The organism is Pseudomonas sp. KH_027, assembly GCF_057838565.1.
Window position 1 is genome coordinate 2,990,848 of record NZ_CM174470.1, and the last position, 25,827, is coordinate 3,016,674.

Here is a 25,827-nt window from a genome sequence, read left to right on the forward strand (position 1 = left end):
GCGACCGGGCAAGCGATTCGGTGATTCGAACTCAACGCCGGCACTGATGATCTGGGGCCGGAATCATACCGGCATCTGCATGATGTCTTGATAAGCCTGGACAATCTTGTTGCGCACCTGGGTCATGGCCTGGAAGGACACGCTGGCTTTCTGCGAGGCGATCATCACATCGGACAGATCGACCCCGGTTTTGCCAACCTCGAAGGCCTCGGCCAACTGGCTGGAAGCCTGCTGCGTATCGTTGACCTTGCTGACCGCCTGGCTGAGCATGTCGGAGAAGTTCGGAGCGCCTGCCGCCGGCGCTTCCACCGGTGGCTTGGTGCGGGCCATGGCGTCCATTTGCATGGAGCGCATTTCCAACATCAAGCGATTGAATTCAATACCCTGGCTCATAACCTATCTCCGGTAGCCGCGGTTTTTTTGACGCTGCGCGGTGCTTGGCTTAGGTATTAGCAACAAGGGTGCCAAACAAGCCGGACAAGAAAAGGCCCGCGCCAGGCGGGCCAAACAGGGGTCTATCGGTGACTCGGATAGCGTTCAACTGGCGAACAGGTATGCCTCGACATCCATGCCCGCATCGCGCATCTGCGCCAGCTTGTAACGCAGGGTCCGCGGGCTGATGCCCAAGCGCTCTGCAGCCTCTTTGCGGCGACCACGCTCGGAGCGCAGGGTATCGATGATCATCTGAAACTCATGCCGACGCAGGTCATCACCCAGCGCACCGGCAGCATCGAGAGCCGTCGCGTCAGGCTGGCGCAACCCGCTCGTGGGCACCACCGTCAACATCTGCGCCGGCGTAGCTGGCGATGCCGCCAATCCGACCGGGCCACTCAGGCAGAGGTCCTGCGGCTGGATCAAACCACCTTGCTGCAAGATCAACGCCCGCTGAATGGCGTTATCCAGTTCGCGCACGTTGCCCGGCCAGGGGTAGCCGATCAAAGAGCTCTGGGCCTCCAGCGACAGGCGCGCGGCGGCGTGATTCATTTTCTTGGCGTGTTTGGCCAGCAAACGCTCGGCCAGCGGCAAAATATCGGCAGTCCGCTCACGCAGCGGCCGCCAACCCAGCGGAAAAACCGACAGGCGATAGAACAAATCCTCACGGAAGCGCCCAGCCGCCACTTCGCCGGCCAAGTCGCGGTTACTGGTGGCCAGTACGCGGATATCCAGCGTAATCGGCTTACGCGCCCCGACCCGCTCCACTTCGCGCTCCTGCAAGACGCGCAAGAGTTTGGCTTGCAGCCCGAGGGGCATTTCGGAAATCTCATCGAGCAGGATGGTGCCACCCTCAGCCAGTTCGAACTTGCCCGGCTGCGAGGCGACCGCCCCGGTAAAGGCGCCCTTCTCATGGCCGAACAGCGTGGCTTCGAGCATGTTATCGGGGATCGCCGCGCAGTTGATGGCGATGAAAGGTTTGTTCGCCCGTGGCGACTGCTGGTGGATATAGCGTGCCAGCACTTCCTTGCCGGTGCCGGACTCGCCGGAGATCAGCACCGTGGAATCGCTCTTGGCCACCCGCGCGGCCAGCTCCAACAACTGCCGGCTTGCCGGCTCCAGCGCGATCGGCCCGTCACTTTCCGCCGCCCCTAAACGACCCAGGGCGTGGCGCGCCACCAACTCGAGCAAGACCTTGGGCTCGAACGGCTTGACCAGGTAATCCGCCGCACCCTGACGCATGGCATCGACCGCCCGTTCGACCGCGCCGAAAGCCGTCATCAGCAGCACGGGCAAGTGCGGGTAGCGGCTGCGGATCAAGCCGAGCAACCGATGCCCATCCATGCCCGGCATGTTGACGTCGCTGATCACCAGGCTGAACGTCTCGCCGCTCAAGGCCTCAAGCGCCGCCTCGGCACAATCCACCGCTCGGTAGTCATGCCCACCGATCTGCAGGGTATCGGCCAAGGCCTCGCGCAGCGCACGGTCGTCTTCGACCAATAGGACTTTGGCAGCCATGGATACTTACTCCTGAATTATTAGGCGCTGGTGACATAAGCGAGTCGCGGCTGGCTCGCTTATGCCACCAGCGCCTATTTGCGCCGCATGGATCAGCGGCAAGACTAAAATGGCGCACGTGCCGCGCCCAGGCCGCGAACGCAGTTGCAACTCGCCCTGATGCGCACGCGCGACCGCCTTGACCACTGCCAGGCCGAGGCCGGTACCCGTGGTCTTGGTGGTGAAGAAGGGTTCACCCAAACGTGCCATGGTCATCGCGTCGATGCCCGGACCGTTATCGCTGACGCACAAGCGCAAGGTCGTACCGCGCGCATACAGATGGATCTTCAAGCGCGCCTGACGGCCGGCGGCCTGGATCGCGTTCTCGACCAGGTTGAGTACGGTGCCGACCAGGGTATCGCGGTTGCACAGCAACTCACCGGCATGGCTGTCGCATTGCCAGCGCACCTGCATGTCCACGAGATGCGATTCCGCCGCAGAGCGCAGCGCGTCGAACAAGGTCTTGGGCGCCAGACGGTCAGGCAGCGGCAGGTCGCCACGGGCGAACACCAGCATGTCTCGCACCTGGTGCTCCAATTCATGCAGGCGCTCTTTCAAGCGCCCGGCAAAGCGTTGCTGCTGCTCAACCGGCAGCACTTGCTCAGCCAGGTGGCTGGCATAGAGCAAGGCCGCGGAAAGCGGTGTACGGATTTGATGCGCGAGGGAGGCGACCATGCGCCCAAGGGCGGACAGGCGCTCATGTCGTGAGAGCTGATCCTGCAAGCGCCGGGTTTCTGTCAGATCGGTCAACAGCACCAGTTGCCCCGGCTCGGCCGACAGCGAGCGGGTGGCAATCGCCAGGCGCCGGCCGTCCTTCAGCGAGACTTCATGGCCATCGTCTTTACGCGGCGCGAAGTTACGGGCGATGACCTGGCGCCAGAGCATGCCGACCAATGGCTGCCCCAGCAGGCCGCGCGCCACCGGATTGGCTTCACGGACGACGCCCTGACCATCGATCACGATCACCCCGCCAGGCAGCAGATCGAGCAGGCTTTGCAGGCGATTGGCCAGACGCTCCTTTTCCGCCAACTCCTGCATGCGCTGAGCGCTGACCAAAGCCAACTGGCCTTTGAGCTCGGTAACCCGCGCCTCCAGCAAGTTGTAGGAGTCGCTGAGCTGCGTCGACATCTGATTGAACAGGGCAAACGCCTGTTCAAGACCGACACGGCTGGCCTGCTCCTGGGGAGTGGCAGCGTCCGGTTCAGCGATATGGGGTTGGAGTGCGGTTGGGTTCATGATCCTCTCTCGCGCGGCGCGCCGTCATAAGACGGTCAGTCGAGAGAGGACTAGCAATACCCGTGCCTAAAAAAATAGGCTTATTTTTCAAAAACTTATAAAAACATGCCGGAGAGCGTGTCAATCCTCCGGCTGTTCTTCGTCATCCCGGCGGCTCATGCCGTACTTGCGCATTTTCTCCACCAGGGTGGTACGGCGGATACGCAGGCGCTCGGCAGCACGCGCCACCACCCCGCCGGCATCGTCCAGCGCTTGCTGGATCAACCCTTGTTCGAGATTGCCGAGGTAATCCTTGAGGTCCAAACCTTCCGGCGGCAGCATCGTCGACGAATCCAAGCCCGGCACGCTGCTGGTGAACGCAAGCCGCTCTTCCAGCTCGTCACGCAGATTGGTCGCCTGTTGATCATGCTCGTCCTCGACCTGGCGAAATTTCTTCGGCAGTTCCAGCACGCCGATCACGCCATAGGGATGCATGATCGCCATACGCTCCACCAGGTTGGCCAGTTCGCGTACGTTGCCGGCCCAGTCATGCCGACAGAGCGACATGATGGCCGCGGAGTTGAAGCGAATCGAGCCGCGCTTCTCGAACTCCATGCGTGAAATCAGCTCGTTCATCAACAATGGAATGTCTTCCACCCGCTCACGCAGGGGAGCCATCTCGATCGGAAACACATTCAAACGGTAGTAAAGATCTTCGCGGAAGGTCCCCTGCTCGATCATCTGCTCCAGATTCTTGTGCGTCGCCGCGATGATGCGCACGTCGGCGCTCTGCGTCTTGTTACTTCCTACCCGCTCGAAAGTCCGCTCCTGCAGCACGCGCAGCAGCTTGACCTGCATGGGTAACGGCATGTCGCCGATCTCGTCGAGAAACAGCGTCCCGCCATTGGCCAGCTCGAACCGCCCAGCCCGGCTGGTGATGGCGCCGGTAAAGGCACCCTTCTCGTGGCCAAACAATTCGCTTTCCAGCAACTCAGCCGGAATTGCGCCGCAGTTGACCGGCACGAAAGGCGCATCACGGCGCTTGGAGTGGTAATGCAGGTTGCGGGCAACCACTTCCTTTCCGGTACCCGACTCACCAAGGATCAGCACGCTGGCCTCGGTATCGGCGACCTGCTGCATCATCTGCCGCACCTGCTGGATGGCACGGCTCGTGCCGACCAGGCTACGAAACAGATTGGGCTCGCGCTGACGGCCACGATCACGGGCCTGGTCGTACATCTCGCGGTAAACCTGGGCACGATGCAGCGAGTCGAGCAACTTGTTGTAGCTCGGCGGCATCTCCAGGCAGGTCAGCACGCGCCGGCGTACGTCGTCCGGCCAATCGGCCGAAGCCGCTTCGCCGATCAGCAGGATCGGTACCAACTCGTCCCAGGTCGCCAGCTGCTTGAGCAACTCGAGCGCGCCCCCCTTGGCCTCGACCTCGCCGAGCAGCACGCTCAACACATCGCGACTGCTGGCCAGCGAACTGACAGTCTCGCGCCAGTCAGCGCTGCTGCAGACGAGATGCTCTTCCCCGAGAAAATTCAGAATGACCGCCAAATCACGACGGCGCTCAGTGTTGTCATCAATCAGCAAAATTTTGGTTTCACGCCACATAGTGTCTTGATCTGATCCTGGGAGTGAAGAAAGCGCACAGCATCGAACTCTCGGAGCAACGCCAGTAATAGGCCACTAGTAGAGTCAATTTATTGGGTGCAGTCAATTTTATGACGTGATTTTTTTGCCCTGATCGACGGGAGCTATAACCCGTTATAAGCGTGTCCGTGCGCTCCGCCAGACAATGCCCTCAGATAGAGGGGGGTTAGCTGCAAAGAATGAATTAACCGAACATCTGATAGATTTTTGCACTTTGGCTGGACTTGGCAATCATGCTCAGCTCTTGGCCTATGGATTCGCGCTGACGCACGCAGGCCTCGGTCAGGCAGCGATAAACCTCGACCAATGCTTCCATTTGCTCGCGCAGCGCCTCTTCGATGTCCGCGCTGGCAACCATGGCAGCATTCACCTGCTCTCGACAGGCATGGTCAAGAACACCGATACGCTCCCAATCCTGTTGCTCGAAGGCATCGATCAAGGCCATACGGGTGCTTTCGATCTGTTGCAATACTGAACTCGCCATCATTCTCTCCAACTCAGGGTGCGATCGCATCCCAACCGGACTTGATCTCACGCAGCAGAGCGGCGGCTTCGAGGAGCGGAGCCGGATCATTGATCTTATTGGCTTCGAGCATGCGGGCGGTCATGTATTCATAGACACGATCCAGATTCAGCGCAACCTCGCCGCCGTTAGTCATATCCAATCCCTCGCGCAAGCCACCGACGATACCGATGGCCTTGCTGATCAGTTCGCCCTTGAGAGCGGACTGGCCGCGCTCCATGGCGCCCTGCGCTTGCGCCAAGCGCTCCAGACCACCGTCCATCAGCATCTGGATCAGTCGGTGCGGGCTGGCATCAGAGACCTGAGACTGAACATTAACCTGCTGATATTGCTTCATGGCCAACATCGCTCTCATTTTGCAGATCCTTTTGAATCCATGTTTCGATATTCAAGATATCGGCTGGATTCGCGGGAGCTTTATGCCTTCGGTGAGCTTTTTCACGATTGAAAAAGCCTGGATCAAAGCCTGGGATGCAGTGTTCAGCTCTTTTTAACCAACCCAGGCAAACTTTCCAGCTGGGAGGTGAGGCTTTCACTGGTGCTCTGCAATTGGGAAACCAGAGCATCCATGGCGTTGTACTGTTTGTACAGGCGCGTCTGCAGCGCTTCGATGCGGCGATCCAGATCGGTTTGCTGCTTGTCGATGCTGGTGATGTTGCCCTGCAACACCTTGCTGCGCTGCTCGATGACCCCGCCGGATACCGTGTAGGGGTCGAGTTTGGTTTTCAGGCGGTTAGCCAGCCCGCTATCGCCTGTGAAGTAGCTGGCGATACCTTCGTAATTCTTGCTGATGGCCGTGTCCAGCTTGGCGCTGTTCAGCTCCAGCGTGCCATCCTGCTTGGTGGTGATACCCAGGTCCGCGAGCGCGCGGACGGAGCCAGTGCCAGCCTGGGCTGAAACCAGCTCGTTGCGCACACTGCTCAGCAACGCGCGGGCCGTCGAATCGCCGGCAAGCGCCGCAACCACAGGGTCGCTGTTCTCGACTGTGGTGACCTTGGTCAGCGAATTGATGCTGCTGACCATCTTGTTGTAAGCGGTCACGAAGTTCTGGACGTTGGCCTTAACCCCAGTGCTGTTCTGCGCCACGGTCAGGGTCAGAGGGGTGTCCACCGCAGTCGTCGCGGTCAAGGTCAGGCTGAGACCATCGATCGCAGAAGTAACGGTATTGGAGTCGCTGACCACATCCAGGCCATCGATGGTCAGCTTCGCGCTTTGCGCGGTCGAAATGGTCTTGCCCGCCTTGGCCACCGCTGCGTCATATTCAGCCGGGGTGGAAAAGTCGCCGACATTGAGCGTAGCACCAGGGAAAGTCAGCTCTTCCAGCGAGGTGCCAGTGCCGCCAGTGCTGGTGCCGGTAACGGTGATGTTATTGCCATCCCCGGTCTTGCTGCTGCTCAGCACCAGGCGCGAACCCTGGGTATCGGTAACGATGGTGGCACTGATGCCCTTGGCAGCACCTTGCGCATTGATCGCATCGCGCATGCCGGCCAAGGTGTTGTTGGTGCTGTCGACAGTGAGGCTCAGGGCCGTATCGCTACCCAGCTTGATATCCAGCGTTCCGGTACTGAAAGCCGCGGCGGAACCACCCGCGAATGCAGCAGAGGCAATCTTGCTGCTGCTGGCCAGTTGCGACACCGCGATCTTGTAAGTGCCGGAAACCGCGCTTTGACTCGCCGTGGCGCTCAAGGCGGCGGTGTTCGAGGAAGTCGCAGTCCGCGACAGGAAACTGGTCGGGCTGTTGAGCAGTGCCAAAGCGCTTTGAAACTCGCTGACGGCGCTCTTGAGGGAGCCGAGGGCGGTGAGCTTAGTGGTGGTTTTGGTCTCAAGGGTATCGAGCTGATTCTGCTTGGGCGCTTTTTCCGCGCTGACCAGAGCCGCCACGATCGTATCGATATCGATCCCTGAACCTATCCCGCTAATACCGGCCATCTGGTACCTCCGTCAAAAAAACGTCCCGAGTTCCCTGTTGGAAACGATCGGGGGAGTTGTACTCAAAAAACGTACCAACTCAGGCCTTGGCCTCGAACATCAAACTACGGATGTCTTCAAGACGCTCGGCGAGACGCAACAACTCTTCGGACGGAATCTGACGAATCAGCTTGCCCGAGTCCGTATCGATAACCTTGACCACAACCTCGCCACTGGAGTCATCCACGTTGAAGTCGAGACCACGCTTGACGGTCTGGACGAACGACTGGATATCGGCCACCGCCGCTTCCAGGCTTCCATCCGCCGCCGGAGCGTCCGCGTCAACGGCACTGCTCGGCTTACTCTCCTTGCTCTCCTTGCTCTCCTTCAAAGCCTGCGGGCTCAGAGTTACGGTCGGCGCGGCCTCTTTGGAAAACCTGGGGTGGACAGCAACAGACGTAATGTTCGCGACATCCATTTTACATACCTCACAATGACCAAATGGGAGGAAGGGTTATCCCCTTCCTCCCATGGCTTATGGGTGCTCCCCTGCCTTATTGCAGCAGGCTGAGAACCGACTGTGGCAGCTGGTTGGCCTGGGCCAGGATTGCGGTACCAGCCTGTTGCAGAACTTGGTTCTTGGACAGGGTAGCGGTTTCCTGGGCGAAGTCGGTGTCACGGATCCGGCTACGAGCAGAGTCAGCATTCTCAGAGATGTTCTGAAGGTTGCTGATGGTGTTGTCGAAGCGGTTCTGCACAGCACCGAGGTCGGCACGCTGGGAGTCGATGGCAGCCAAGGCGTTGTCGATCACAGCGATGGCACGTTGAGCGCCGTCTGCGGTGGAGATATCGACGTTACCTACGGTGCTCAGCGAAGAAGCGCTGGTGTTGAACACTTCGGTGGTGGTGCCGGTTACCGCGAAGGATACCGGGGAGTTCAGCTGTACAGTACCGAAAGCCTTGGCACCGGTGGTCTTCACATCAGTTGCCGCACCCAAGGTACCGTCAGCACCCTGAACGGCGACATTGACAGTACCTGCCGACGTACCCGTTGCGATGCCGAACTGGATGGTCTCACCAGTGCTGGAGGTGATGGTGATGTTGTCGTTCTGCGAATCGTAGTTAGCAGTCAGACCGAGCTTACCGGCGTTCGAGTTGATCTGGTTAGCCAGGTCTTCGTTGGAAGTCACACCCACCATTTGCACGGTGTTGGAGCCAACAGTCATGCTGAACGAAGCGGAGCCCGACGAGAAGTTCACGTCAGCCTGAATGACCGTGCGAGCAGTAGCGCTCAGACCTGCGATAGCACCATCGAACTTCTGGGCGATGCTCTTGGCGCTGTCGCCGGAGGCAGTCACTACGTCCGCAGTCTGGCCGTTGCCAACTACAGTCACGGTGTTCGCGGTGAATGCACCACCGCTACCGGCAACCAGAGAACCGGCAACAGTCGAGACCGACGCCGCCGAAGCACCAGCGGCGTTGGTCGAAGCACCGCCACCCACTTGGTAAGAACCAAGCTTGTTGGAAGAGGCATCCTTCAGGGTCACGTCGATGGTTTCAAAGGCGTTGGAACCAACCTGGAAGCTGGTGGTACCGAAAGAACCGTCGAGCAATTTGCGACCACCGAACGTGGTGGTTTCAGCGATACGCGACAGTTCGGCCTGCTGAGCGGTTACTTCTTTCTGCAGGGCGGCACGGTCAGCGTCGCTGTTGGAGCCGTTGGCAGCCTGGATGGACAGGTCGCGGATACGCTGCAGGATGTTGGTGGACTGCTGCAGTGCACCTTCAGCGGTTTGCGACAGGGAAATACCGTCGTTGGCGTTGCGGGTAGCCTGGTTCAGGCCGCTGATCTGGTTGGTCAGTCGGTTGGAAATCTGCAGGCCGGCAGCATCGTCCTTGGCGCTGTTGATGCGATAGCCAGTGGAGAGACGTTGCAGGGAAGTGTTCAGCGAACTGGACGAAGCGTTCAGGTTGCGCTGAGTGTTAAGCGAAGCGATGTTTGTGTTGACTGTAAGTGCCATTTGGCGTCTCCCAAAGTACCTAGTATTTACCTGAGCTTGCGATGTTCAGGGCCTGCTTGCTCAGGCGCCCCTAGAATTCGCATTCAGTCCGCATTCAGATTCTTTATCGGCGCTTGCTGGAAGAGCTTTAGGGGAAATTTTAATTTTTTCGCCTTGGGCTTGCCGAGCAGGCGCGAACTGTGTTCGCACCTTATTTATCGGCAGGTGTGGCGAAGGTTGAGACCCCGACCACGCCGTTCGTCGGCCTTTTTATGCCGCCGGTTCAGTCCGGCAACCAGGTGGCACGCCAGTAGTCGAGGTTGCTGGCGCTGAGCATGCAGTCACGCAGCACCTGCTCGCGCAGCGCATCGCCAGCCCTGGCGCTGGCATCGAGGTCGGCCAGGTGCATGCGGATGGCATCCATCCAGTCCTTGTAGCGGTTCTTGACCCGCGTCACCGCCAAGTCGCCGCGATAACACAGCGCATCGCTGCAGATCACCGGAAAACCGCAAGCGCCATATTCCAGCAGGCGCAGGTTGCTCTTGCACTCGTTGAACAGGTTCTGCTCCAGCGGAGCCAATGCCAGGTCGAGGTCCATGCTGGCCAGCTTGGCCGGGTACTGTTCGATGGCCACACCGGTATGGAACTCATGGATATAGGGCTTGAGCTTGTCCGGGCACATGCCGAAGAACACCCACTCCACTTCGCCGGCGAGGTCGCGCACCACATCCGCGATCAGCTCCAGATCCCCGGTATGGCTGCTGCCACCGGCCCAACCGACGCGCGGCTTGCGACCACGACGACGCTCGCTGCGCAGATTGCCCCACCAGTTGACCGGCAGGCAGTTGGGAACCACGCGGATGTCACCGTGCAGGTCGGCAAGGGCTTCGGCCAGCGGCTGGGTGGAGACCACAAAGCGATCGGTAAGCGCTACCGCGCGCCTGAGTGACTTGAGGACATCTCGCGGCAAGTGTTCCCGATGCATGCTTTTGAGTGGCAGATTCGGCAGATAATCGTCCAGCTCGTAGACCTTGAACGCACCGGAATAGGCCTGAACTTCGCGCATGCTGGCGATCTGCGGCTCCATGATCTGGCGCTGGAACACCACCGTCTGCGCACCGAAGCGCTCAAGCTCCACCGGCTGCAAATGGATGCTGCTGAGCAGGCCATCGACCAGTCCGGCCTCGCGCATGGCCGCGAACGGCTGGCGCACGCGGTAATGGCCACAGCCGGTGATATCCGCCGGATAGCAGAGGACCTGCGGCAGCAGCGGCTGATGCACGCGCCGGCTGCTGTAGTCGAACTCGAACCCGGCGCCTTTCAGCCCGAGGTTGGGGTTATAGGCCGGGTCGCGGGCCAGTATCGGCAACCAGCGGCGGATCATTTCCTCCTGCTCGGCCTTGAAGGCGGCATGCCGCTCCAGCCCATCGCTGATAGCCAGGGCCGGCAAGTCGATACCGTCGCGCAGCAGCACACAGTGCGGCGTCCAGACATTGAGCAAGCCTGCCGCGCGCACCCGCAGGCAAAGGTCGACATCGCCATAGAAGGCATTCAGCCGGCTCTCGTCCAGACCGCCTACCTCAAGGAACACCTCGCGGCGGATCATCAGGCAAGCCGCCCCCACCGCACTGTAGTTCTGCGTAACCTGCAGACGGTTCATGTAACCGGATGCCTCCGCCGACTCACCGACAAAGGCGCGATCGGCCACATCATGCAGACCGAGAATGATGCCGGCCTGTTCGATGCGCCCCTGCGCATCGAGCACCTTGGCGCCAACCGCACCGACTTCCGGGCGCTGCGCCTGATTGAGCAACTGTTCGAGCCAGTCTTCCTGGACGATCTGCACGTCATGACTGAGCAGCAGCAGGTATTCCGCGCTCACCGTAGCGGCTACCGCATTGACCATCGAGGAGAAGTTGAACGCACCGTCGAAACGCCAGACATGCACCTGCTCGCTGTTCAGCGCCTCGACGCCGGCCAGCCATTCCTGCGTTTGCGTCTCCTGGCTGCCGCAATCCACCAGCAACAGCTCGTAATGGCCGTAGCGGGTCTTATCCAGCAGGGTTTCGACGCAGCGCTGCAGCAACGGCAGATGATCCCGTACCGCCACCACGATCGAAACCCGTGGCTGCTGGGGATGGCCATATTCAATGTGATAGCGACCCGGCAGGAAAGCCTGCACATGCGCCTGGTAACCGCGCGCCTCGAGGTGCTGTTCGAGCGCCACCTGCTCGGCCGGGTTGAACCCCAGGTTGGGGATATCGGCGATCAGCAGCACTTCGGCGGCGTGTCCAAGGCCATTACCCGCACAACCGTGAACCAGGCGCAGCAACAGATCCAGCTGAAAAGCCGTGGCGAATGCCGGATCGAAACCACCGAGCTCGACGAAGCTGCGTTGGCGGATCATCCAATGCCGCGCCGCGATGGCAGGGAAGCTGAGCAACAGGTCGAGGTTGAAGTCCGGCTTGAACAGCGCGCCCAGCGCGCCACTCGGGGAACGTTGCAACTCGTCGGCGAAAAACCCGTGCGCCACCTCGCCAGATGCGCCCTCGCGGGCCTGCGCCTCAGCCAGTTGCAGGCTCAACAAGAGCGGCCCGGCACGGGTGAACTCCGTGCCCGCGTCGACCAACAGCAGCCAATCGAATGCAGGAGCGGTTTGCTCTGCGAGCACCAACCGGTTGATGGCCGCCACCTGATCCCCGGCCGCCACCGAGATGAAATCGACCGCACCGGGGCGATCGCCCGGCAGCGTTGCGGCGCTGCTGAACACCACCACCTGCAACGGTGCCGGCAACGCCTGCTCCAGGCTGCGCAGCGTAAGCTCCAGCGCGGCCTGGTTGCCCTGCGGGTCGAGCACCAGCACACCGAGCACCGGGCGTTCATTGCCGCAGCGAGCCAGGCGTTCGGCGATCAGCGCCTGTTCGCTTGCCGTCGGCACGCGGGCCTCCAGCCAGGTCAGCAGCTTCGGCACCAGGCCAACGGCCATTTCGCTCATCAATTGCGCCACGCGCACCGCAGCCTGACCATCGACACCGAGGTTGTAGAACGGCACCCGCGCGGCCATCGACGCCACTTGCCGCTCCCGAAACGCCTCGTCGAGCAACAACTGGCGCATGGCCGCGCACAATTCGCCGCTCTCGACATCGACGACCCCGGACTCGGCGTCATAGCAAGGCCCGAACAGGGTATTGGCCGGGTGCTGAAGGTTGATTGCCGGCGTGCCGCAGAGCATGGCTTCAACGCTGTAATTGGAATCCACCGCGATCAGCACATCGGCCGCCGCCGCCCACAACGGGGCATCCTCGACGAGGTAGAAGTAATGCGCCGGGTCGGCATCCTGCTCGGCCAGCAACTCCTTGAAGCGGCGCTCGCCGAAGTGGTAATTGGGCGGCCGGTCCTTGATCACAGGATTGAAACGCAGCCCTTCGCCACGCAGGGTTTCACAGGCCGCAATGAAGGCACCCAGCGTCTGCCCATAAATGCCCTCATCCCCACAGGCCGTCAGGCTGCTGGTCCAGGTCGTACCGAACACGACAACCGGCTCGCCCTCACGCAACGCGTATTTCTCGCGCAACTCGGCATTGCGCGCACTGCGCTGCCCCCGCAGTTCGACGAACTTGTCCCAGGCCGGGTTGCCAGTAACGCGCAAACGCTCGGGGGCGACGCCGTAGTCGAGATAGCCTTCGAGGCCACGCTGGCCATAGACCGCATGCACATCGGCGATCAGCTCCGAATGCACTGTATGCGGATCGTTCAACGCCAACGCATGGGACAGGTGCAGCGATGGGATGCCCTGCTCGCGCGCCCACAGCACGCTGGTCTTGGCCACCGGCAACACATCCTCGCTAACCAGCATCAAACTGATGCGGTAGGTCTGCTGTGCCAGTTCCAGGCCCTGCAGCATCGTCAGCAGCAGCGGCAACTCGGCATCCAGGCGAGCCCGGACGACAGCGGCCACGGCCTCACCCTCTTCATTCGCCAGCGCTGCCGGCAGCGGCCCGGCGAGGTGCCGATCCAGAGCGTGGCGCAGCGGCTCCAGCTCGGCGCGAATGCTCTGCGCACCGGCATCGCCGAGCTCCTGATCGATCAGGAACAGCTTGCCGCCGACCTCGGCCACCACCTCGATCAACGCCTGCGAGACATAGGGCGAGAGCGTGATGACGGTCAGCGGGCCATGACGTTTGAAGAACTCCCGCAGTACACCGAGTTGGGGTTCCCAAATAAAACAGACGATCGCTGAGGACTTCACGAACTGACTCCGCTGTGGGTCTTGAAATAGTCCCGCAACAGGGCGGTGACCAGGTTGTATTCCAGGCCCGAGGTGATTTCCACGCCCTGGCGCAGGCGTTCGGGACAGTCGTCCGTCCAATGACGGGCGATCGCCACATTGCGTTGGTCGATGTCCTGCGCCTCCTGCCAGCGGCGCAACTGCTCACGAACCTCTGCGCCGAGATAAGTATCGAGACTGAAAGCCGGATAGCTCTGCGCCAACGCCTGCACCAGCAGATGGGCGAAATGACGTGCGCGCAGCGAGCCAAGCAGCGGCTGCGAGCGCTCGGCGAAGTTCGCAGCGCTGAGTGGCAACAACGCTTCGATTCCGACCAACTGCGGGCTGCCGGCGACAGCATCGAGGCCTGCGAGGCGCTCGGCCCAGCGCGCATTAGCCAACGGATCGACACGTTTTTCCAGCGCCACCAGGTAACGCCCGCTGACTGCCGGGCCGAGTACGCCAAACACCTGTTGCTCCAGCAGCAGCGCCAACTCGAACAGACGCTCGTCGCTGGCCAGCCAGGACAGCAGGCGCCGCCATTTGTGCTTGTGTGCCAGGCTCAGGTAGAGCGCGCCGTTATCCCAAAGGCCGGCGTAGGGTGCCAGGGCCACCAGGCTCAGCCCGCAAGCATCGGCCAGCGCCAGTAACTCGCCCGGCGCACAAAGAGCGACGGCGCAATCTTCGCGGATAGCCGCCGGCCATTGTGCTCTCGACTCGCCGAACGCCGCATGCCAGTGAGCCGGCGAACGCAGGTCGATCACCACCCGCCCGCCGTCGCGCAGGGTCCTGGCGCAACCCTCGAGCAACTCGGGCAACTGCTCCTGCGCCGACAACGCGGCCAGGGCCAGAATGGCATCCTGCGACTCAGCCTGCCAGGCGCGGACCTGGCCCGGCTGCAGCCGCAAGGTTGGCCGGTCAGCCAGTTCGCGCTCGGCAAAAGCCTGCTCCACGGCCTGGCGCAAGCGCACCACGCCGGGGTTATCGAACAGCTGCGGGGTGTCGGCCAACGGCAGGGCCGACGTCGTCCAGTCGGTAGGCGCGGCAACAGGCATTGATTCATTACTCATGGTCGGGCTCGATCAGGCGGCGACAGCGGGTCGCCAATCAACGGGAAATCAGCCGGCGTCCCAGTACGAAAGCTTCGGCAGCTTCAACGCCCACCGTGGCGCCGCGCCAACGCGCCAGATGCTCGACGGCCTGCAACGAACGTGGGTGGGGCCAGGCGCGCAACTCCATCGAATAGGCCGCGAGGGCCTGCAGCTTGGCATCCAGATGGGTGGAAATGTCGCTGAACCAGTTCGGCCAGAAGACCGGGGCGCTATGCGCCACCTGCCACTCGGTGGACGACGCGATCTCGAAGAACAACAGCGTATGCACCGGATGCCCCGGCTGCGGTCGACAGGCCGTGACCAGCGCTTCATGCAGTCGTCGGTGGTCGATGTTCACATCGCCGCTCCAGTGGCCGTAGACGATGCCGGGCCGATGCTTGGCGATCAGCGCTTCGACCTGCTGCACCAGATCCAGCAGGTCGACGCTGTCCAGGCGGTTATCCGGCAGTTCGAAACACTCCAGGCTATGCACGCCGAGAATCTGGTTCGCCGCGGTGCAGGCCGCGCGCAAGGCCGCCTGCTCGGCTTCGCCTGGCGTACCGCGGCTGAACAGGCCCTGCGCCATGATAGCCACATGCACGCGGTCGCCCTGGGCCACATGCCGCGCGATGCTGCCGCCGCAACCCAACACTTCATCGTCCGGGTGAGCCGCCACCACCAATACCGTTTCGCCCATCACGTAACCTCCCCTACCGGATACCGCGCCGGCACGCCGAAACCCGTCGCCAGCGTCGCCGCGGCATCGTGCAATACATCAGTCATGAAAAACGCCTCGGACGCATTGCGCCCGCAAAGCAGCAAATGCGGCGAGATGCCTGCCAGGCGCGTGCGCAAGCGTTGCTGCGCCGCCTCCTGCGCCAGGGTTACTTCCGGGAAACCGTTGCCGATCGCTTGGCTGGCCGCCACCCGGACCACACTGCCCGGGGCCAGAATGCCTGCCGCACGCAGCTCCTCGATGACGGCCAAGGCCTGCTGCTGCGCGCTTTCGTCGGCGCGCTCCAGCGCCTCGACGGTCACCCGCCAGACCCCGCCTTTAGCTACCGAAAAATTGTCGTAAAGCGTGACTCGGAAGGAGCGCGCGTGCGCCTCGTTGATATAGAGGTAATGACAGTCGCAGGCTGGAGCCCGATCCAGCAACAGATGATGCAGGCGGATCGGCAGGAAGCGTGGCGGCCCACTCTCGGATGGCAGCCCCAGCGCCTTGCCGAGCAGCGCCAGGGGCGCGGTCCAGGCCAGTTGGGCGAAATCCAGCGCGCGGCCATCGGCCAGGCCCAGACGGCGAGCCTGCAGATCCACTGTGATGATCTCGGCGCGGGTCAGCAGTTCGCCGCCCTTCTGGCGGAAGTCGTCGCACAGCGCGCCGATCCAGGCACCCATCCCGCCTGTGCGCGGGTAGACATGACGGATAGCGCTGCGGCCTTCACGGTAGCTGCGAAAGCCGACCTTGGCATCATAGAGCGCTGAGCGTTTGAGCTCGCGGCAGACCTGCGCCGAACCGGCGATAACGCGCCCATAGCCGAGAAAGCGGTGGCTGGCAGCGCTCAGTTGCTCGAACGGTGCCTGGTAGAAGCGGCTCAGCAGCGGCGTGAATACCTGCTCCAGCAGGGGTTCGCCAAAGTGCTGGCGCAGGGCCTGGTCCAGATTGGCCGCCCCCACATCGGTGCCGAGCGAGTTAATCAAGCCGGACAAACAGCGTTGATAGTCGGCTTCAGGCAGGCAGGCCAGGTCAATGAACTGACTGTCCGGGTTGAGTATGCCCTGGAACACATTGCCGACTTTGAGCAGCTCCACCTCGTCCCAGGCCTGTCCGCAGCTGTCGAACATCAGCGCATCGACCTGCGGCTGGCCGGTGTAAGCCGGGATGTGCGTACCGAGATCGAAGACATGGCCCGCGTCGTCGACCTGCGAACGCAGTAGGCCACCGCAGGCCTCGGCTCGTTCGATGAGGCTGACCCGGCGGCCACAGGCCTGGGCCCAACGCGCCGCCAGCAGGCCGGCAATCCCGCCGCCGACGACTATCACCTGTTCATCCATGCCCGGCACACTCATGCCAGCGGCTTGCGCGCGACCAGCAGCCACGAGGCAAAGCGGTGGCTGTCGGCCGGCTGGTAGCGCACGGACTGTTTCTCTTCGAGCAGCAACAACTGGAAATCGGCGAACAGCTCGCGCAGATGCGCCTCATCGGAGAAATGCACGTTGCCGGTCTGGGCGAAGGAGCCACTGGTAAAGCCCTTGCGCGTGTAGGCGTCTTCGCCCTGCTCACCGCCGGCGTAGTCCGAATGCAGAGTCGAGTACCAGTCCACGCCGATGAAATAGCCACCGGGCAGCAAGGCTTCGTAGGCGAGTTTCAGGCAGCGACGGATCGCCTGCCCGCTGTTGCAGGTCAGCGAGGCGCGGTCGATGACCAGCTCGAAACCCGGCGCGAACGGCAGCTCCTGAGTGAAGTCGCCGGTGGCGATGGCGTCGGCCAGTTGCGGCAGCCGTTCGCGCAGTTGCCCGGCGATGGTCGGGCTACCCTCGATGGCGTGATAGGCCACCCCCAGCGACTGGAAGAACGGGATATTCGCACCGGCACCGCAGCCCAGTTCCAACACCCGGCTCTGCGGCCCCAGGTCGCGGCAGTGCCGACGAACCAGGCTGACCACGTCCGACCAGGGCCAAACCGAGAGATGCGTATGTTCGGCGTAGCGTTGTTCCCACTCGGCTGAAAAGCTCATGGCCTCTCCTTGTAATTGATCGGGCTTGCCGTGCAGTTCATCCACCAGTCCAACACGCTGAGCCCGGGAATGAACGGTCCCCAAAGCTGCGGATAGACAGGCGGGACGAACGCCTGATAACTCACGTCGATAGCCGCGGCCTGAAATGCGCTTGCATCGAGATAATCGCCCCCCAGCGCGCCGGAAAGATACTGATCGGCCCCCTGGCTGCGGCAGATATCCAGCACCAGATCGGACTTGCGACTGCTCACCGGCAGCTCGCTGGAACGTACCAGGCGCGTGTCGATGGCCAACTCGTCCAGCCAGAAGCGCAGTTGACGCCAGCACAGCTCGGCCAGGTTGCGCTCGTCATCGTCGAACAACCGCTCCAGCTTGGCGTAGCACTCGGCAAAGCGCGGCGCCTTGCGGTAGTTGAGGCTGATCGCTTTGAGGTGGCGGGAGCGCCAGTCCTGGCGATCGTCTATTTCGGTCGTGCGCAGAGTGCTATCGAAATGGCCACGGGTTTTCACCGGTATCGTCAGCCACTGCGCGCCTTGGGCGGTCTTGATCCGGTTGCGGTTGATAAAGCTGTTTTTCTCGAACTGCACGGTGTCGAGAAAGACGAACACATCGGCCCGCGCGATCTTGTCCAGGTAGCCCAGCCACGGCAGATAGGCCGGCTGGTGGGCAGCGAGCAGGCAGTGTTCAGACATCGAACAGCTCGTCAGCCAGTTGCCCGCGCCGCACTCGCCAATCATCGGCGAACAGCGCCAGCAGTTGCACGTCGAACACCCCGTCGGTGCGGCGGATGTGTCGGCGCCGGCAGCCCTCCTCCAGGAAACCCAGGCGCTGGTGCAGACGCAGGCTGGCGCTGTTGAAGGTCAGGACTTCCGAGCAGAGCTTTTCCAACCCCAGGCTGTCGAAGGCGTAATCCGCCACGCAGAACAGCATGCGCGAGCCGCTGCCCTTGGGCGGCGGCGTGTCGGCCAGGTTGAAACCCCAGGCGCAGCGTCGGTGCTTATGGTCGATGTCCGTCAGGCTGGCATAGCCGATGGGTTGCCCGTCCTGCTCGAAAATCAGGTGTCGGGACGTTGAATTCTTCAGCTCGGCCTGGATCCAGGCCTGATGCGCCGGCAACTCGATCGGGGCGGTGTGGTACATGTACTGGCGCACGCGCTCGGCATTGCGCCAGCGCAACAGCCGCTCGGCATCGGCTGGCACCACGGCGCGCAGGGCGTAAGCGCCGATGGCCAGCGCCGGCTCGGCCGTCATGCCGACGCCCCGGTGGCGAAGTCGCCCAGGCGCAGCAACTCGCCCTGACGAATCGCGCGGGTCGCGACACTGCCCAGGGCTTGTTCGAAAAGCATCGGCGGCAAGCCATTGCCCGGCCGCCGCAGGCCGATATTGCTGGCGTCCAGGGTTTCGCCGCTGGCGATGTCGCGCAGGGCCATCAGGCTGCGCCGGGCCAGTACGCGCATGTCGCCCTCGGCCAGGGTCGGGCGTACGTAAGGGGAACCGAGGATGACCTCGGCACGGTGGATGCTCGTCACCCACTCGGCAAGGCCCTGCGGCGTTTCGGAAAACCAGTGATCCGGCCCCGGCAGGTTCTGATCGAGGGTGAAGTGCTTCTCGAACAGTCGCGCGCCACGGGCAACGGCCAGGGAAGCCGCCAGCGCGCCTTGGGTGTGGTCGGAAAAACCCACCAGTAGACCGGGAAAAGCCTGCTGCAAGGTGGTCAGTTTCGCTAGATTGACGTCGGCATCCGGCGTCGGGTACTGGGATGTGCATAACAGCAGAGCGACCGCTTGCCCGGCGAACCAGCCGACACATTCCAAGGCCTGATGGACATCGGCCAGGTCGCTCATGCCACAGGAAAGAATCAGCGGCAGCTTGGCCTCGGCGTATGAGCGCAGCAACGGCAGGTTGCTGAAATCGTCGGAGCCGACTTTGATCGCCGGCACGCCGATCTGCAGCAGCAGATCGAGATCGCTGCGGTTCTGCGGCGAGGAAAAGAAGGTGATCCCGACGTCCGCGCAATGCGCCTTGATCTTCAGCCACTGCGCGGGGCTGAACTCATAGCGGCGGAACATCGCCAGCATCGACTCGGTAACGCTGCGACCCTGGGACTGGTAGGTGAACATTTGCTGCGGATCGCCGCAGAACTCCTCGGCCTTGAAGGTCTGGAACTTCACCGCGTCGGCGCCGGCCTGCCTGGCCGCCTCGATCATGCGCAGCGCCAGCTCCAGATCGCCATTGTGGTTGATCCCGACCTCGGCAATGCAATAGCCGGGTTCGCCTGCGCCAATGGCGCGGCCGGCAATGGAAAACGGCTGTGCGTGCATCAGTCTGTAACCTCCTCGGTGAACGCCGGCGCATCCGCCTGATTGTCCCACAAGGCCTGGCTCACGCGCGCGGCGCCGTGGCCATCGACCAGCGTCCAGGCACGGGCGGAAAGCGCCTGCAGGTGGGCGGCCGTCAGCCCGGCAAGGGCCGAGCGGTAATCCTCGGGCGTCAACGCCTGGTACTCGCCCAGGTCGATTGCCGCGCCCGTGGCAGCCAATTGCCGGGCCTGCTCACGCTGGTTCTCGGCAAGTACCGCGAGCAATGCCGGAAGGCCCAGGGCGCAGCGCTCCCAACTGGAAGAGCCGGCGGCCCCCACGGCCAGGTCGGCATCCGCCATCAGGCGCGCCATGTAATCGATTTGCCGATGCAGGTGCCAGCCTCGTTGCTGGCACAAGGCGGCCAACTGCTCGGCGGCCGGGTGCGCCAAACCGATGACCACCTCCACCCGTACGTCCTCGCGCCAAGCGGCCAGGCCTTGCAGCGCCTTGAAAGTTTCACCGTGATCGTCGCCGCCGCTGAAGAACACCAGAACACGCTGCAGATGACCATCGCGCGGTTGCGTCTGCGCGCGCGCGGCGAGGAACTCCTCGCGCAGCAACGCGTAGTCGGGGCCGAGCAGTTGCCGTGGCTTGCCGCTGAGCAAGGCCGCGTAGCGTGTATCGGGCTGCGGATGAAGGCCCTGATCCAGCAACAAGTCACAGGCGTGCGGGCGGTTGGCCAGGTCATCGATGACCATAATCCACCGGGCGAAGCGGCGCGCCAGGCGTTGCCAATCGGCAGCCAGGCCATAGTGATCGACGATGCACCAGTCGAACTGCTGTTCGCCCAGCACCGCCTGCAATGCCTGGCTGTCAACCTGTGCGTCGATGGCGGCCTCGGCGACCAGACTCGGCTGCTCGCCGGGATAGGTCCCGGGCAGGCGCAGCAAGGCGAACTCAGCGGCGAGCGCATCGAGTGGCGTACCTGGCAATTCACGGCAGGCGAAGCTGATTTCAGCACCTTGCGCACGCAACTGCCGCGCCAAGGTCAGGCAGCGCATCAGGTGCCCGCTGCCCAAAACCTGCGAAGCATCCACGCGGATCAGCACGCGCATTTCAGATGTCTCCCTCCACCAGGAGGCTGGCGTACATCAGCTCGGCGCGGTGCCAGTCCTCAGGCGTGTCGATGTCCTGCACCAGGTAACGCGGCAGCAGCAGCGGCAATGAGTGCGGCGCGAACAGCGGCTCGCCCTTGTCCCAGGCCGCGCTGCGGCCCCAATAGAACTGGCCGGCATCGTGGTAGACCGGCTCAAGATCCTGGGAGCGGGTTTCGTAGTGCTCCGGGTACAAGGCTTCGATGCAGTTGTCTGCGTTCAGGCGAATCGCCCGCTGCACCGGGAAGGCATAGCTGGTGACGCTGAACGCAAAGGCTTTGTCCGGTCGCGACTGCAGCAGCTGCAGCCCGGCACTGAGGTTCGCCGGCTGCACGAAAGGCGCGGTGGCATACAGGCAACAGGCGAATTCCGGCCTGGCGCCAGAGGCATGCAGCTCGGCCAGCGCATGCTGGATGACCTCGACCGTGCCGGCATGGTCATCGGCCAGCGAGGCCGGCCGCACGAACGGCACCTCGGCGCCATAGGCGAGCGCAACCTCGGCGATTTCGGCATCGTCGGTGCTGACCAGCACACGCTCGAAAATCCCCGCCTGCAAGGCGGCGCGGATCGAATAGACGATCATCGGCTGACCGTGGAACAGCTTGATGTTCTTGCGTGGGATACGTTTGCTGCCACCCCTTGCCGGAATAATCGCGACACTGCTCATGGGCGTTTTTCCAGGAGGAACCAGTTGACGTTGTCGGCCGGAAAGTTCGCATCGCGGCGATACACGAAACCGTAATCCAGCAGGCGCAGATCGGCATACAGATCGAGCATCTCACCGGCGAAATCGCGCTTGAACAACTTGCCGCGGTGGCCGCGATAAGTGACCTCCACCGGCGAGGGGCTGAAGTACTCGGCGATCAGCACATAGCGCTGGCTAGCTGCATAAAGCTTGGCATAGGCCGCCGGCAGCAGCTCCGGCGGCAAGTGGATCAGCACGCCCTTGGTGAAGCTCAGATCGAAGCGGCGCTCGACCGGGTAATCGAACAACGAGCCCTGCCAGACCTCGGCAATGCCCAGTGCCTGCGCCGTGGCCTGCGCCTTGGCATTGAGCTCTACGCCATGCAAATCAGCGCGCGGAAACAACTGGCGCAGAGCTTGGAGGTTCAGCCCGCGATTGGTACCAAACTCGATCAGGTGTTCGATACGCCCGGCGCTACGCAGTGCATTGGCGAAAAAAGCGGTACTTGCAGCGACATGCACGTCGCCGTCGTTGCGGTCGACATACTCGTCGCCGAACTCGCCCTGCCAGAATCGTTCTTGCTCGGTCAACTCACGCATGCGGGTGCTCTCTTGGTCACTGCAGAACCTGGGCGAGGATCTGCGCCACCTGGTCCTGCTGCTCGTCGGTCAGTTCGGGAAACAACGGCAGGCTCAGCGCCTGCTGGTAATAGCGCTCGGCCTCGGGGAAATCACCAGGGGCAAAACCCTGCGCGCGGTAATACGGCTGCAGATGCACGGGAATGTAATGCAGGTTGACGCCGATGCCAGCACTGCGCAGCGCCTCGAAGATCTCCCGCTGGCTACGTCCGAGCGCATCCTGCTGCAGGCGCACCACATACAGGTGCCAGGCCGACTCCGCGCCGACCTGCTGGGCCGGCAGCGTCAACGGCAAACCCGCCAGCAGTTCCTGGTAGCGCGCCACCAGCGCACGACGGCGCGCGATGAAGCTGTCCAGGCGGTTCAGTTGCGAAAGCCCGAGGGCGGCCTGGAGGTCGGTCATGCGGTAGTTGTAGCCAAGCTCCAACTGCTGGTAGTACCAGGGCCCATGGTTGGGCTCGGTCATCAATGCCGGGTCGCGAGTGATGCCGTGGCTGCGCAGGCGGCGCAAGCGTTCGGCCAGGTCATCGCGCTGGGTGGTAAGCAGCCCGCCTTCGCCGGTGGTGATGATTTTTACCGGGTGGAAACTGAATACGCTGATATCCGCATACTCGCCGCAACCCACTGGCCGCCCCCGATAACGGGCACCGACGGCATGCGAAGCGTCTTCGATCACGCTGAAGCCGTATTCGCCGGACAGTTCGCGGATCCGCGCCATGTCGCAGCTCTGCCCGGCGAAGGCGACCGGCACCAGGATCTTGGGCAGGCGGCCAACAGCGGCGGCCGCTTTGAGCTTGGCCTCCAGCTTGAGCACATCCAGGTTCAGCGTCAGCGGGTCGATATCGACGAAGTCGACCCCGGCACCGCAATAGCGGGCGCAATTGGCACTGGCGACGAAGGTATTCGGGCTGGTCCAGAGCCAGTCGCCCGATCCCAGGTCGAGTGCCAGGCAGGCAATGTGCAGGGCGGCGGTAGCACTGCTCACTGCAATGCCGTGGGCGGCCTGGCAACGTTCCGCCAGTGCTACTTCGAAGCGTTCGACCGTCGGCCCCTGGGTGAGCCAATCGGAGCGCAGCACCGCGACTACCGCGTCGATGTCGTCCTGCGAGATGCTCTGCCGGCCGTAGGGAATCATCCGTTCAGGACCAGACATCACCGAGCCGACGCAATTCGTCGATGCTCAGGTAGTGAGGGTTGCTGTCGGACACATACTCGAAGCCTTCGGCGACCCGCATGCCCTCCTCGCCGAGCGCGTCGCAGCGATAATCGCTCTGCACATTGAAGGTGATCGAAGGGGCGATGACGAAGTGCCTGGAAAACTCGAAGGCGTGGTTGCTGTCGTCACGGGAGATCATCATTTCATGCAGTTTTTCGCCCGGGCGAATGCCCACCAGCCGGTGTGGCGTCTCGGGCGCCAGCGCACTGGCCAGATCGACGATCCGCGCCGAAGGGATTTTCGGCACGAACAACTCGCCGCCATGCATGCGCTGGAAGCTCTTCATCACGAAGTCGACCCCCTCGTCGAGGGTGATCCAGAAGCGCGTCATGCGCGGATCGGTAATCGGCAGATCACGGGCGCCGCCGGCAATCAGCTTGCGGAAGAACGGCAGCACCGAGCCGCGCGAGCCGACCACGTTGCCGTAACGAACCACGGCGAAGCGGGTGCTGTGGTCGCCGGTGATGTTATTGGCGGCGATGAACAGCTTGTCGCTGAGCAGCTTGGTCGCGCCATACAGATTGATCGGGCTGGAGGCCTTGTCGGTGGACAGCGCGATGACCTTCTGCACGCCGTTGGCCAGCGCCGCATTGATGATGTGCTCGGCGCCACTGACGTTGGTGCGGATGAATTCGGTGGGGTTGTATTCGGCGGCTGGCACCTGCTTCAGCGCCGCGGCATGGACTACGAAGTCGATACCGCGCATGGCTTGCTGCAGCCGCTCGGCATCGCGCACATCGCCGAGGAAATAACGCATGCAGGGCGCGTTGAACTCCTGGTGCATCTCGTACTGCTTGAGCTCGTCGCGAGAAAACACCACCACCCGCTTCGGCTGGTAGCGGCTCAGCAGTTCGCGAACGAAGGCACGGCCAAACGAGCCGGTGCCACCGGATATGAAAACGGACTTGCCATCGAACATGCTGCGCTCCCCCTGCCGTTGTCAGGCGACATTACGTTATTTGAACGCGCTGTCTTCATCGCTGACAGTTTTATGGCGCTCACTTTCAAGGCTGAGTCACCGAAGCAAGCATGGTGCCAACCACCTGAAATACAAGCACCGATGACGACGGGGAAATGGAGTGCGGAAGCTGGCGTCGTGCCGCAGCGGGCACGACGCCCGGACTCAATTGAGGAAATTGAACAGGCTCAGGCCGCTGATTTTCACGTAGCTCTGCTGGGCAGCTTCGAGGATGGTGGTCTGCAACGAGAGGCGGGAAACCGCATCGGCGTAGTCGAGATCCTCAAGGTCGGACTGCACCGCCTTGTTGACCAGGCTGACGTCGGTGATGAAGGTTTCCGTGGAGTCCAGGGTGTTCAGGCGCGCACCGACCGAACCTTGTACGGCCAGCACCTTGGTGTTTACCGCATCGAGGTTGGAGATCGCCACGGCAACCGCGTCACGCACTTGCAGGTTGCTTTCGTTGCTGTCGGTCGAGGCCTGCAAGGCCTTGCGCAAATCGGAGACGACGTTGAGCAGGCTGCGCTTCTCCTCGGTCGGTTCGCGATTGATGCTGAAGTCGTCGCCCGCCTGCGGCACGCCGTCGATCTGCACCTTCACACCACCATAGGCGATGAAATCCGAAGTCTGCGTGTTGGTATCGAGGCTTCCGGTGGCCAACTGACCGGCCGGCGGCGTGGTCGGGTCGTAAGTGGCCCAGTTGAAACCGACCGGCAACGTGGCCTGGTCATAGACCACATAGTCCTGCTTGTTGAGAAAGTGGATGCCGATGCCATCGGTTGCCACAGGCGGGTTGCTCGCCGGAAATGTGGCATCGTAGGCCTGCTTGTCGGTCACCAGCCCGAGGGAAATCCGCCCGGTGCTGGCGGTGCCATCCGCGCCGACACCGACGGCGGACTGCGCCGTGGCCACGCGATTGGCATTGAAAACGTTCTCGAACAGGTCCTTGCCGTTATCCCCGAGCGCGAGGAAGGTGCTGCTGGCAACCTGCACATCGCGCTGCCCCTCGTCACCCTGGTAGCTGTAAGTGCCATCGGCATTGCGGACGAAGGGCTGGGTATCGGCCTGCGAGCCGGCGAACAGGTACTTGCCGCTGGCGTCCTTACTGTTGAGCAGGCTCAGCAGTTCGTCTTCGCGCTGTTGCAACTCGGTGGCCAAGGACGCTCTATCGGTGGTGTCCAACGCACCATTACCGGCTTGCACGGCAATTTCGCGGATGCGCTGCATGACGTTGCCGACGGAGGTGAGGATGCTTTCCTCGGAGTTCAGGCTGTTCTTCGCCGCCGTGATATTCGACTTGTACTGGGTGTTCAGCGCTTCTTCCTGACTCAACTGCAGCAGGCGCACGGATGCCACGGGATCATCCGCCGGCGTAAGCAGGCGCTTGCCGGTGCTGATCTGCTCCTGGGTGCGGGTCAGGTTCGCATAGTTTTTCTGCAAGCCGCTGACGGAGTTATTGAACGCCTGAATCGTAGAAATTCGCATACCA

At 62.4% G+C, this 25,827-nt stretch carries 24 protein-coding genes; 1 reads left to right on the forward strand and 23 read right to left on the reverse strand.

All coding sequences use genetic code 11. From position 1 onward, the window contains the following. Nucleotides 1–63: 63 nt before the first annotated feature. From fliE to fliS, 6 genes are all read right to left on the reverse strand, one after another. Nucleotides 64–393, reverse strand: coding sequence for a flagellar hook-basal body complex protein FliE (gene fliE / locus AC3IYG_RS14045; protein ID WP_489309342.1), 330 nt, complete (start codon nucleotides 391–393; stop codon nucleotides 64–66). Between the two features lie 144 nt (nucleotides 394–537). Further along, nucleotides 538–1,950, reverse strand: a complete 1,413-nt coding sequence (gene fleR / locus AC3IYG_RS14050) for a sigma-54-dependent response regulator transcription factor FleR (RefSeq protein WP_489309344.1) — start codon at nucleotides 1,948–1,950, stop codon at nucleotides 538–540. 6 nt (nucleotides 1,951–1,956) lie between these two features. After that, on the reverse strand, nucleotides 1,957–3,225 hold the full coding sequence (locus AC3IYG_RS14055; RefSeq protein ID WP_489309346.1) for a sensor histidine kinase: 1,269 nt from the start codon (nucleotides 3,223–3,225) through the stop codon (nucleotides 1,957–1,959). A 120-nt stretch (nucleotides 3,226–3,345) separates the two neighbouring features. Further along, nucleotides 3,346–4,821 (reverse strand): sigma-54 dependent transcriptional regulator, encoded by a 1,476-nt coding sequence (locus AC3IYG_RS14060; protein WP_489309348.1) that lies wholly within the window; start codon nucleotides 4,819–4,821, stop codon nucleotides 3,346–3,348. Between the two features lie 223 nt (nucleotides 4,822–5,044). Then, nucleotides 5,045–5,305, reverse strand: a complete 261-nt coding sequence (locus AC3IYG_RS14065; RefSeq protein WP_489332103.1) for a flagellar protein FliT — start codon at nucleotides 5,303–5,305, stop codon at nucleotides 5,045–5,047. Nucleotides 5,306–5,357: 52 nt separating this feature from the next. After that, entirely contained in the window at nucleotides 5,358–5,738 is a 381-nt protein-coding gene (fliS, locus tag AC3IYG_RS14070; RefSeq protein ID WP_489309352.1) for a flagellar export chaperone FliS, read from the reverse strand. Between fliS and AC3IYG_RS14075 the strand changes: the two genes are divergently transcribed. Continuing rightward, nucleotides 5,719–5,877 (forward strand): hypothetical protein, encoded by a 159-nt coding sequence (locus AC3IYG_RS14075; RefSeq protein ID WP_489314001.1) that lies wholly within the window; start codon nucleotides 5,719–5,721, stop codon nucleotides 5,875–5,877. The two genes, fliS and AC3IYG_RS14075, sit on opposite strands and share 20 nt — an antisense overlap. Here AC3IYG_RS14075 and fliD read toward each other — a convergent pair. The 17 genes from fliD to flgL form a co-directional block, all read right to left on the reverse strand. After that, a complete protein-coding gene (gene fliD, locus AC3IYG_RS14080) occupies nucleotides 5,864–7,312 on the reverse strand; it encodes a flagellar filament capping protein FliD (protein WP_489309354.1) in 1,449 nt (482 codons plus the stop codon). The two genes, AC3IYG_RS14075 and fliD, sit on opposite strands and share 14 nt — an antisense overlap. Nucleotides 7,313–7,391: 79 nt before the next feature. Next, nucleotides 7,392–7,769 (reverse strand): flagellar protein FlaG, encoded by a 378-nt coding sequence (locus AC3IYG_RS14085; protein ID WP_489309356.1) that lies wholly within the window; start codon nucleotides 7,767–7,769, stop codon nucleotides 7,392–7,394. A gap of 76 nt (nucleotides 7,770–7,845) precedes the next feature. Next, a complete protein-coding gene (locus AC3IYG_RS14090; RefSeq protein ID WP_489309358.1) occupies nucleotides 7,846–9,312 on the reverse strand; it encodes a flagellin in 1,467 nt (488 codons plus the stop codon). Nucleotides 9,313–9,574: 262 nt separating this feature from the next. Further along, nucleotides 9,575–13,540 (reverse strand): glycosyltransferase, encoded by a 3,966-nt coding sequence (locus tag AC3IYG_RS14095; protein ID WP_489309360.1) that lies wholly within the window; start codon nucleotides 13,538–13,540, stop codon nucleotides 9,575–9,577. Further along, nucleotides 13,537–14,628 carry a hypothetical protein gene (locus AC3IYG_RS14100; protein ID WP_489309362.1) on the reverse strand — a complete coding sequence of 364 codons (1,092 nt, stop codon included), beginning with the start codon at nucleotides 14,626–14,628 and terminating at the stop codon, nucleotides 13,537–13,539. Before AC3IYG_RS14100 ends, AC3IYG_RS14095 begins: the two co-directional genes overlap by 4 nt. A 37-nt stretch (nucleotides 14,629–14,665) precedes the next feature. Continuing rightward, nucleotides 14,666–15,346 carry a PIG-L deacetylase family protein gene (locus AC3IYG_RS14105; protein ID WP_489309364.1) on the reverse strand — a complete coding sequence of 227 codons (681 nt, stop codon included), beginning with the start codon at nucleotides 15,344–15,346 and terminating at the stop codon, nucleotides 14,666–14,668. Continuing rightward, nucleotides 15,346–16,704 (reverse strand): NAD(P)-binding protein, encoded by a 1,359-nt coding sequence (locus AC3IYG_RS14110; protein ID WP_489309366.1) that lies wholly within the window; start codon nucleotides 16,702–16,704, stop codon nucleotides 15,346–15,348. Before AC3IYG_RS14110 ends, AC3IYG_RS14105 begins: the two co-directional genes overlap by 1 nt. 11 nt (nucleotides 16,705–16,715) lie before the next feature. Beyond that, nucleotides 16,716–17,387: a class I SAM-dependent methyltransferase gene (locus AC3IYG_RS14115; protein ID WP_489309368.1), complete on the reverse strand. Its 672-nt coding sequence runs from the start codon at nucleotides 17,385–17,387 to the stop codon at nucleotides 16,716–16,718. Continuing rightward, nucleotides 17,384–18,079 carry a WbqC family protein gene (locus AC3IYG_RS14120; RefSeq protein ID WP_489309370.1) on the reverse strand — a complete coding sequence of 232 codons (696 nt, stop codon included), beginning with the start codon at nucleotides 18,077–18,079 and terminating at the stop codon, nucleotides 17,384–17,386. Before AC3IYG_RS14120 ends, AC3IYG_RS14115 begins: the two co-directional genes overlap by 4 nt. Beyond that, nucleotides 18,072–18,638 carry a UDP-4-amino-4,6-dideoxy-N-acetyl-beta-L-altrosamine N-acetyltransferase gene (pseH, locus tag AC3IYG_RS14125; protein WP_489309372.1) on the reverse strand — a complete coding sequence of 189 codons (567 nt, stop codon included), beginning with the start codon at nucleotides 18,636–18,638 and terminating at the stop codon, nucleotides 18,072–18,074. The genes AC3IYG_RS14120 and pseH overlap by 8 nt, the downstream gene beginning before the upstream one ends. Then, nucleotides 18,635–19,708 carry an N-acetylneuraminate synthase family protein gene (locus AC3IYG_RS14130; protein ID WP_489309374.1) on the reverse strand — a complete coding sequence of 358 codons (1,074 nt, stop codon included), beginning with the start codon at nucleotides 19,706–19,708 and terminating at the stop codon, nucleotides 18,635–18,637. The genes pseH and AC3IYG_RS14130 overlap by 4 nt, the downstream gene beginning before the upstream one ends. After that, nucleotides 19,708–20,802: a UDP-2,4-diacetamido-2,4,6-trideoxy-beta-L-altropyranose hydrolase gene (pseG, locus tag AC3IYG_RS14135; RefSeq protein WP_489309375.1), complete on the reverse strand. Its 1,095-nt coding sequence runs from the start codon at nucleotides 20,800–20,802 to the stop codon at nucleotides 19,708–19,710. Before pseG ends, AC3IYG_RS14130 begins: the two co-directional genes overlap by 1 nt. Before the next feature lies 1 nt (nucleotide 20,803). Further along, a complete protein-coding gene (gene pseF / locus AC3IYG_RS14140; RefSeq protein WP_489309377.1) occupies nucleotides 20,804–21,508 on the reverse strand; it encodes a pseudaminic acid cytidylyltransferase in 705 nt (234 codons plus the stop codon). After that, entirely contained in the window at nucleotides 21,505–22,125 is a 621-nt protein-coding gene (locus tag AC3IYG_RS14145; protein ID WP_489309379.1) for a pseudaminic acid biosynthesis-associated methylase, read from the reverse strand. Before AC3IYG_RS14145 ends, pseF begins: the two co-directional genes overlap by 4 nt. Before the next feature lie 16 nt (nucleotides 22,126–22,141). After that, nucleotides 22,142–23,299, reverse strand: coding sequence for a UDP-4-amino-4,6-dideoxy-N-acetyl-beta-L-altrosamine transaminase (pseC, locus tag AC3IYG_RS14150; protein WP_489313915.1), 1,158 nt, complete (start codon nucleotides 23,297–23,299; stop codon nucleotides 22,142–22,144). A 4-nt stretch (nucleotides 23,300–23,303) separates the two neighbouring features. Then, a complete protein-coding gene (pseB, locus tag AC3IYG_RS14155; RefSeq protein ID WP_489309381.1) occupies nucleotides 23,304–24,299 on the reverse strand; it encodes a UDP-N-acetylglucosamine 4,6-dehydratase (inverting) in 996 nt (331 codons plus the stop codon). A gap of 204 nt (nucleotides 24,300–24,503) precedes the next feature. After that, the gene (gene flgL, locus AC3IYG_RS14160) at nucleotides 24,504–25,823 is read right to left on the reverse strand and encodes a flagellar hook-associated protein FlgL (protein WP_489309383.1); all 1,320 of its coding nucleotides are present in this window, start codon (nucleotides 25,821–25,823) and stop codon (nucleotides 24,504–24,506) included. Nucleotides 25,824–25,827 lie beyond the last annotated feature (4 nt).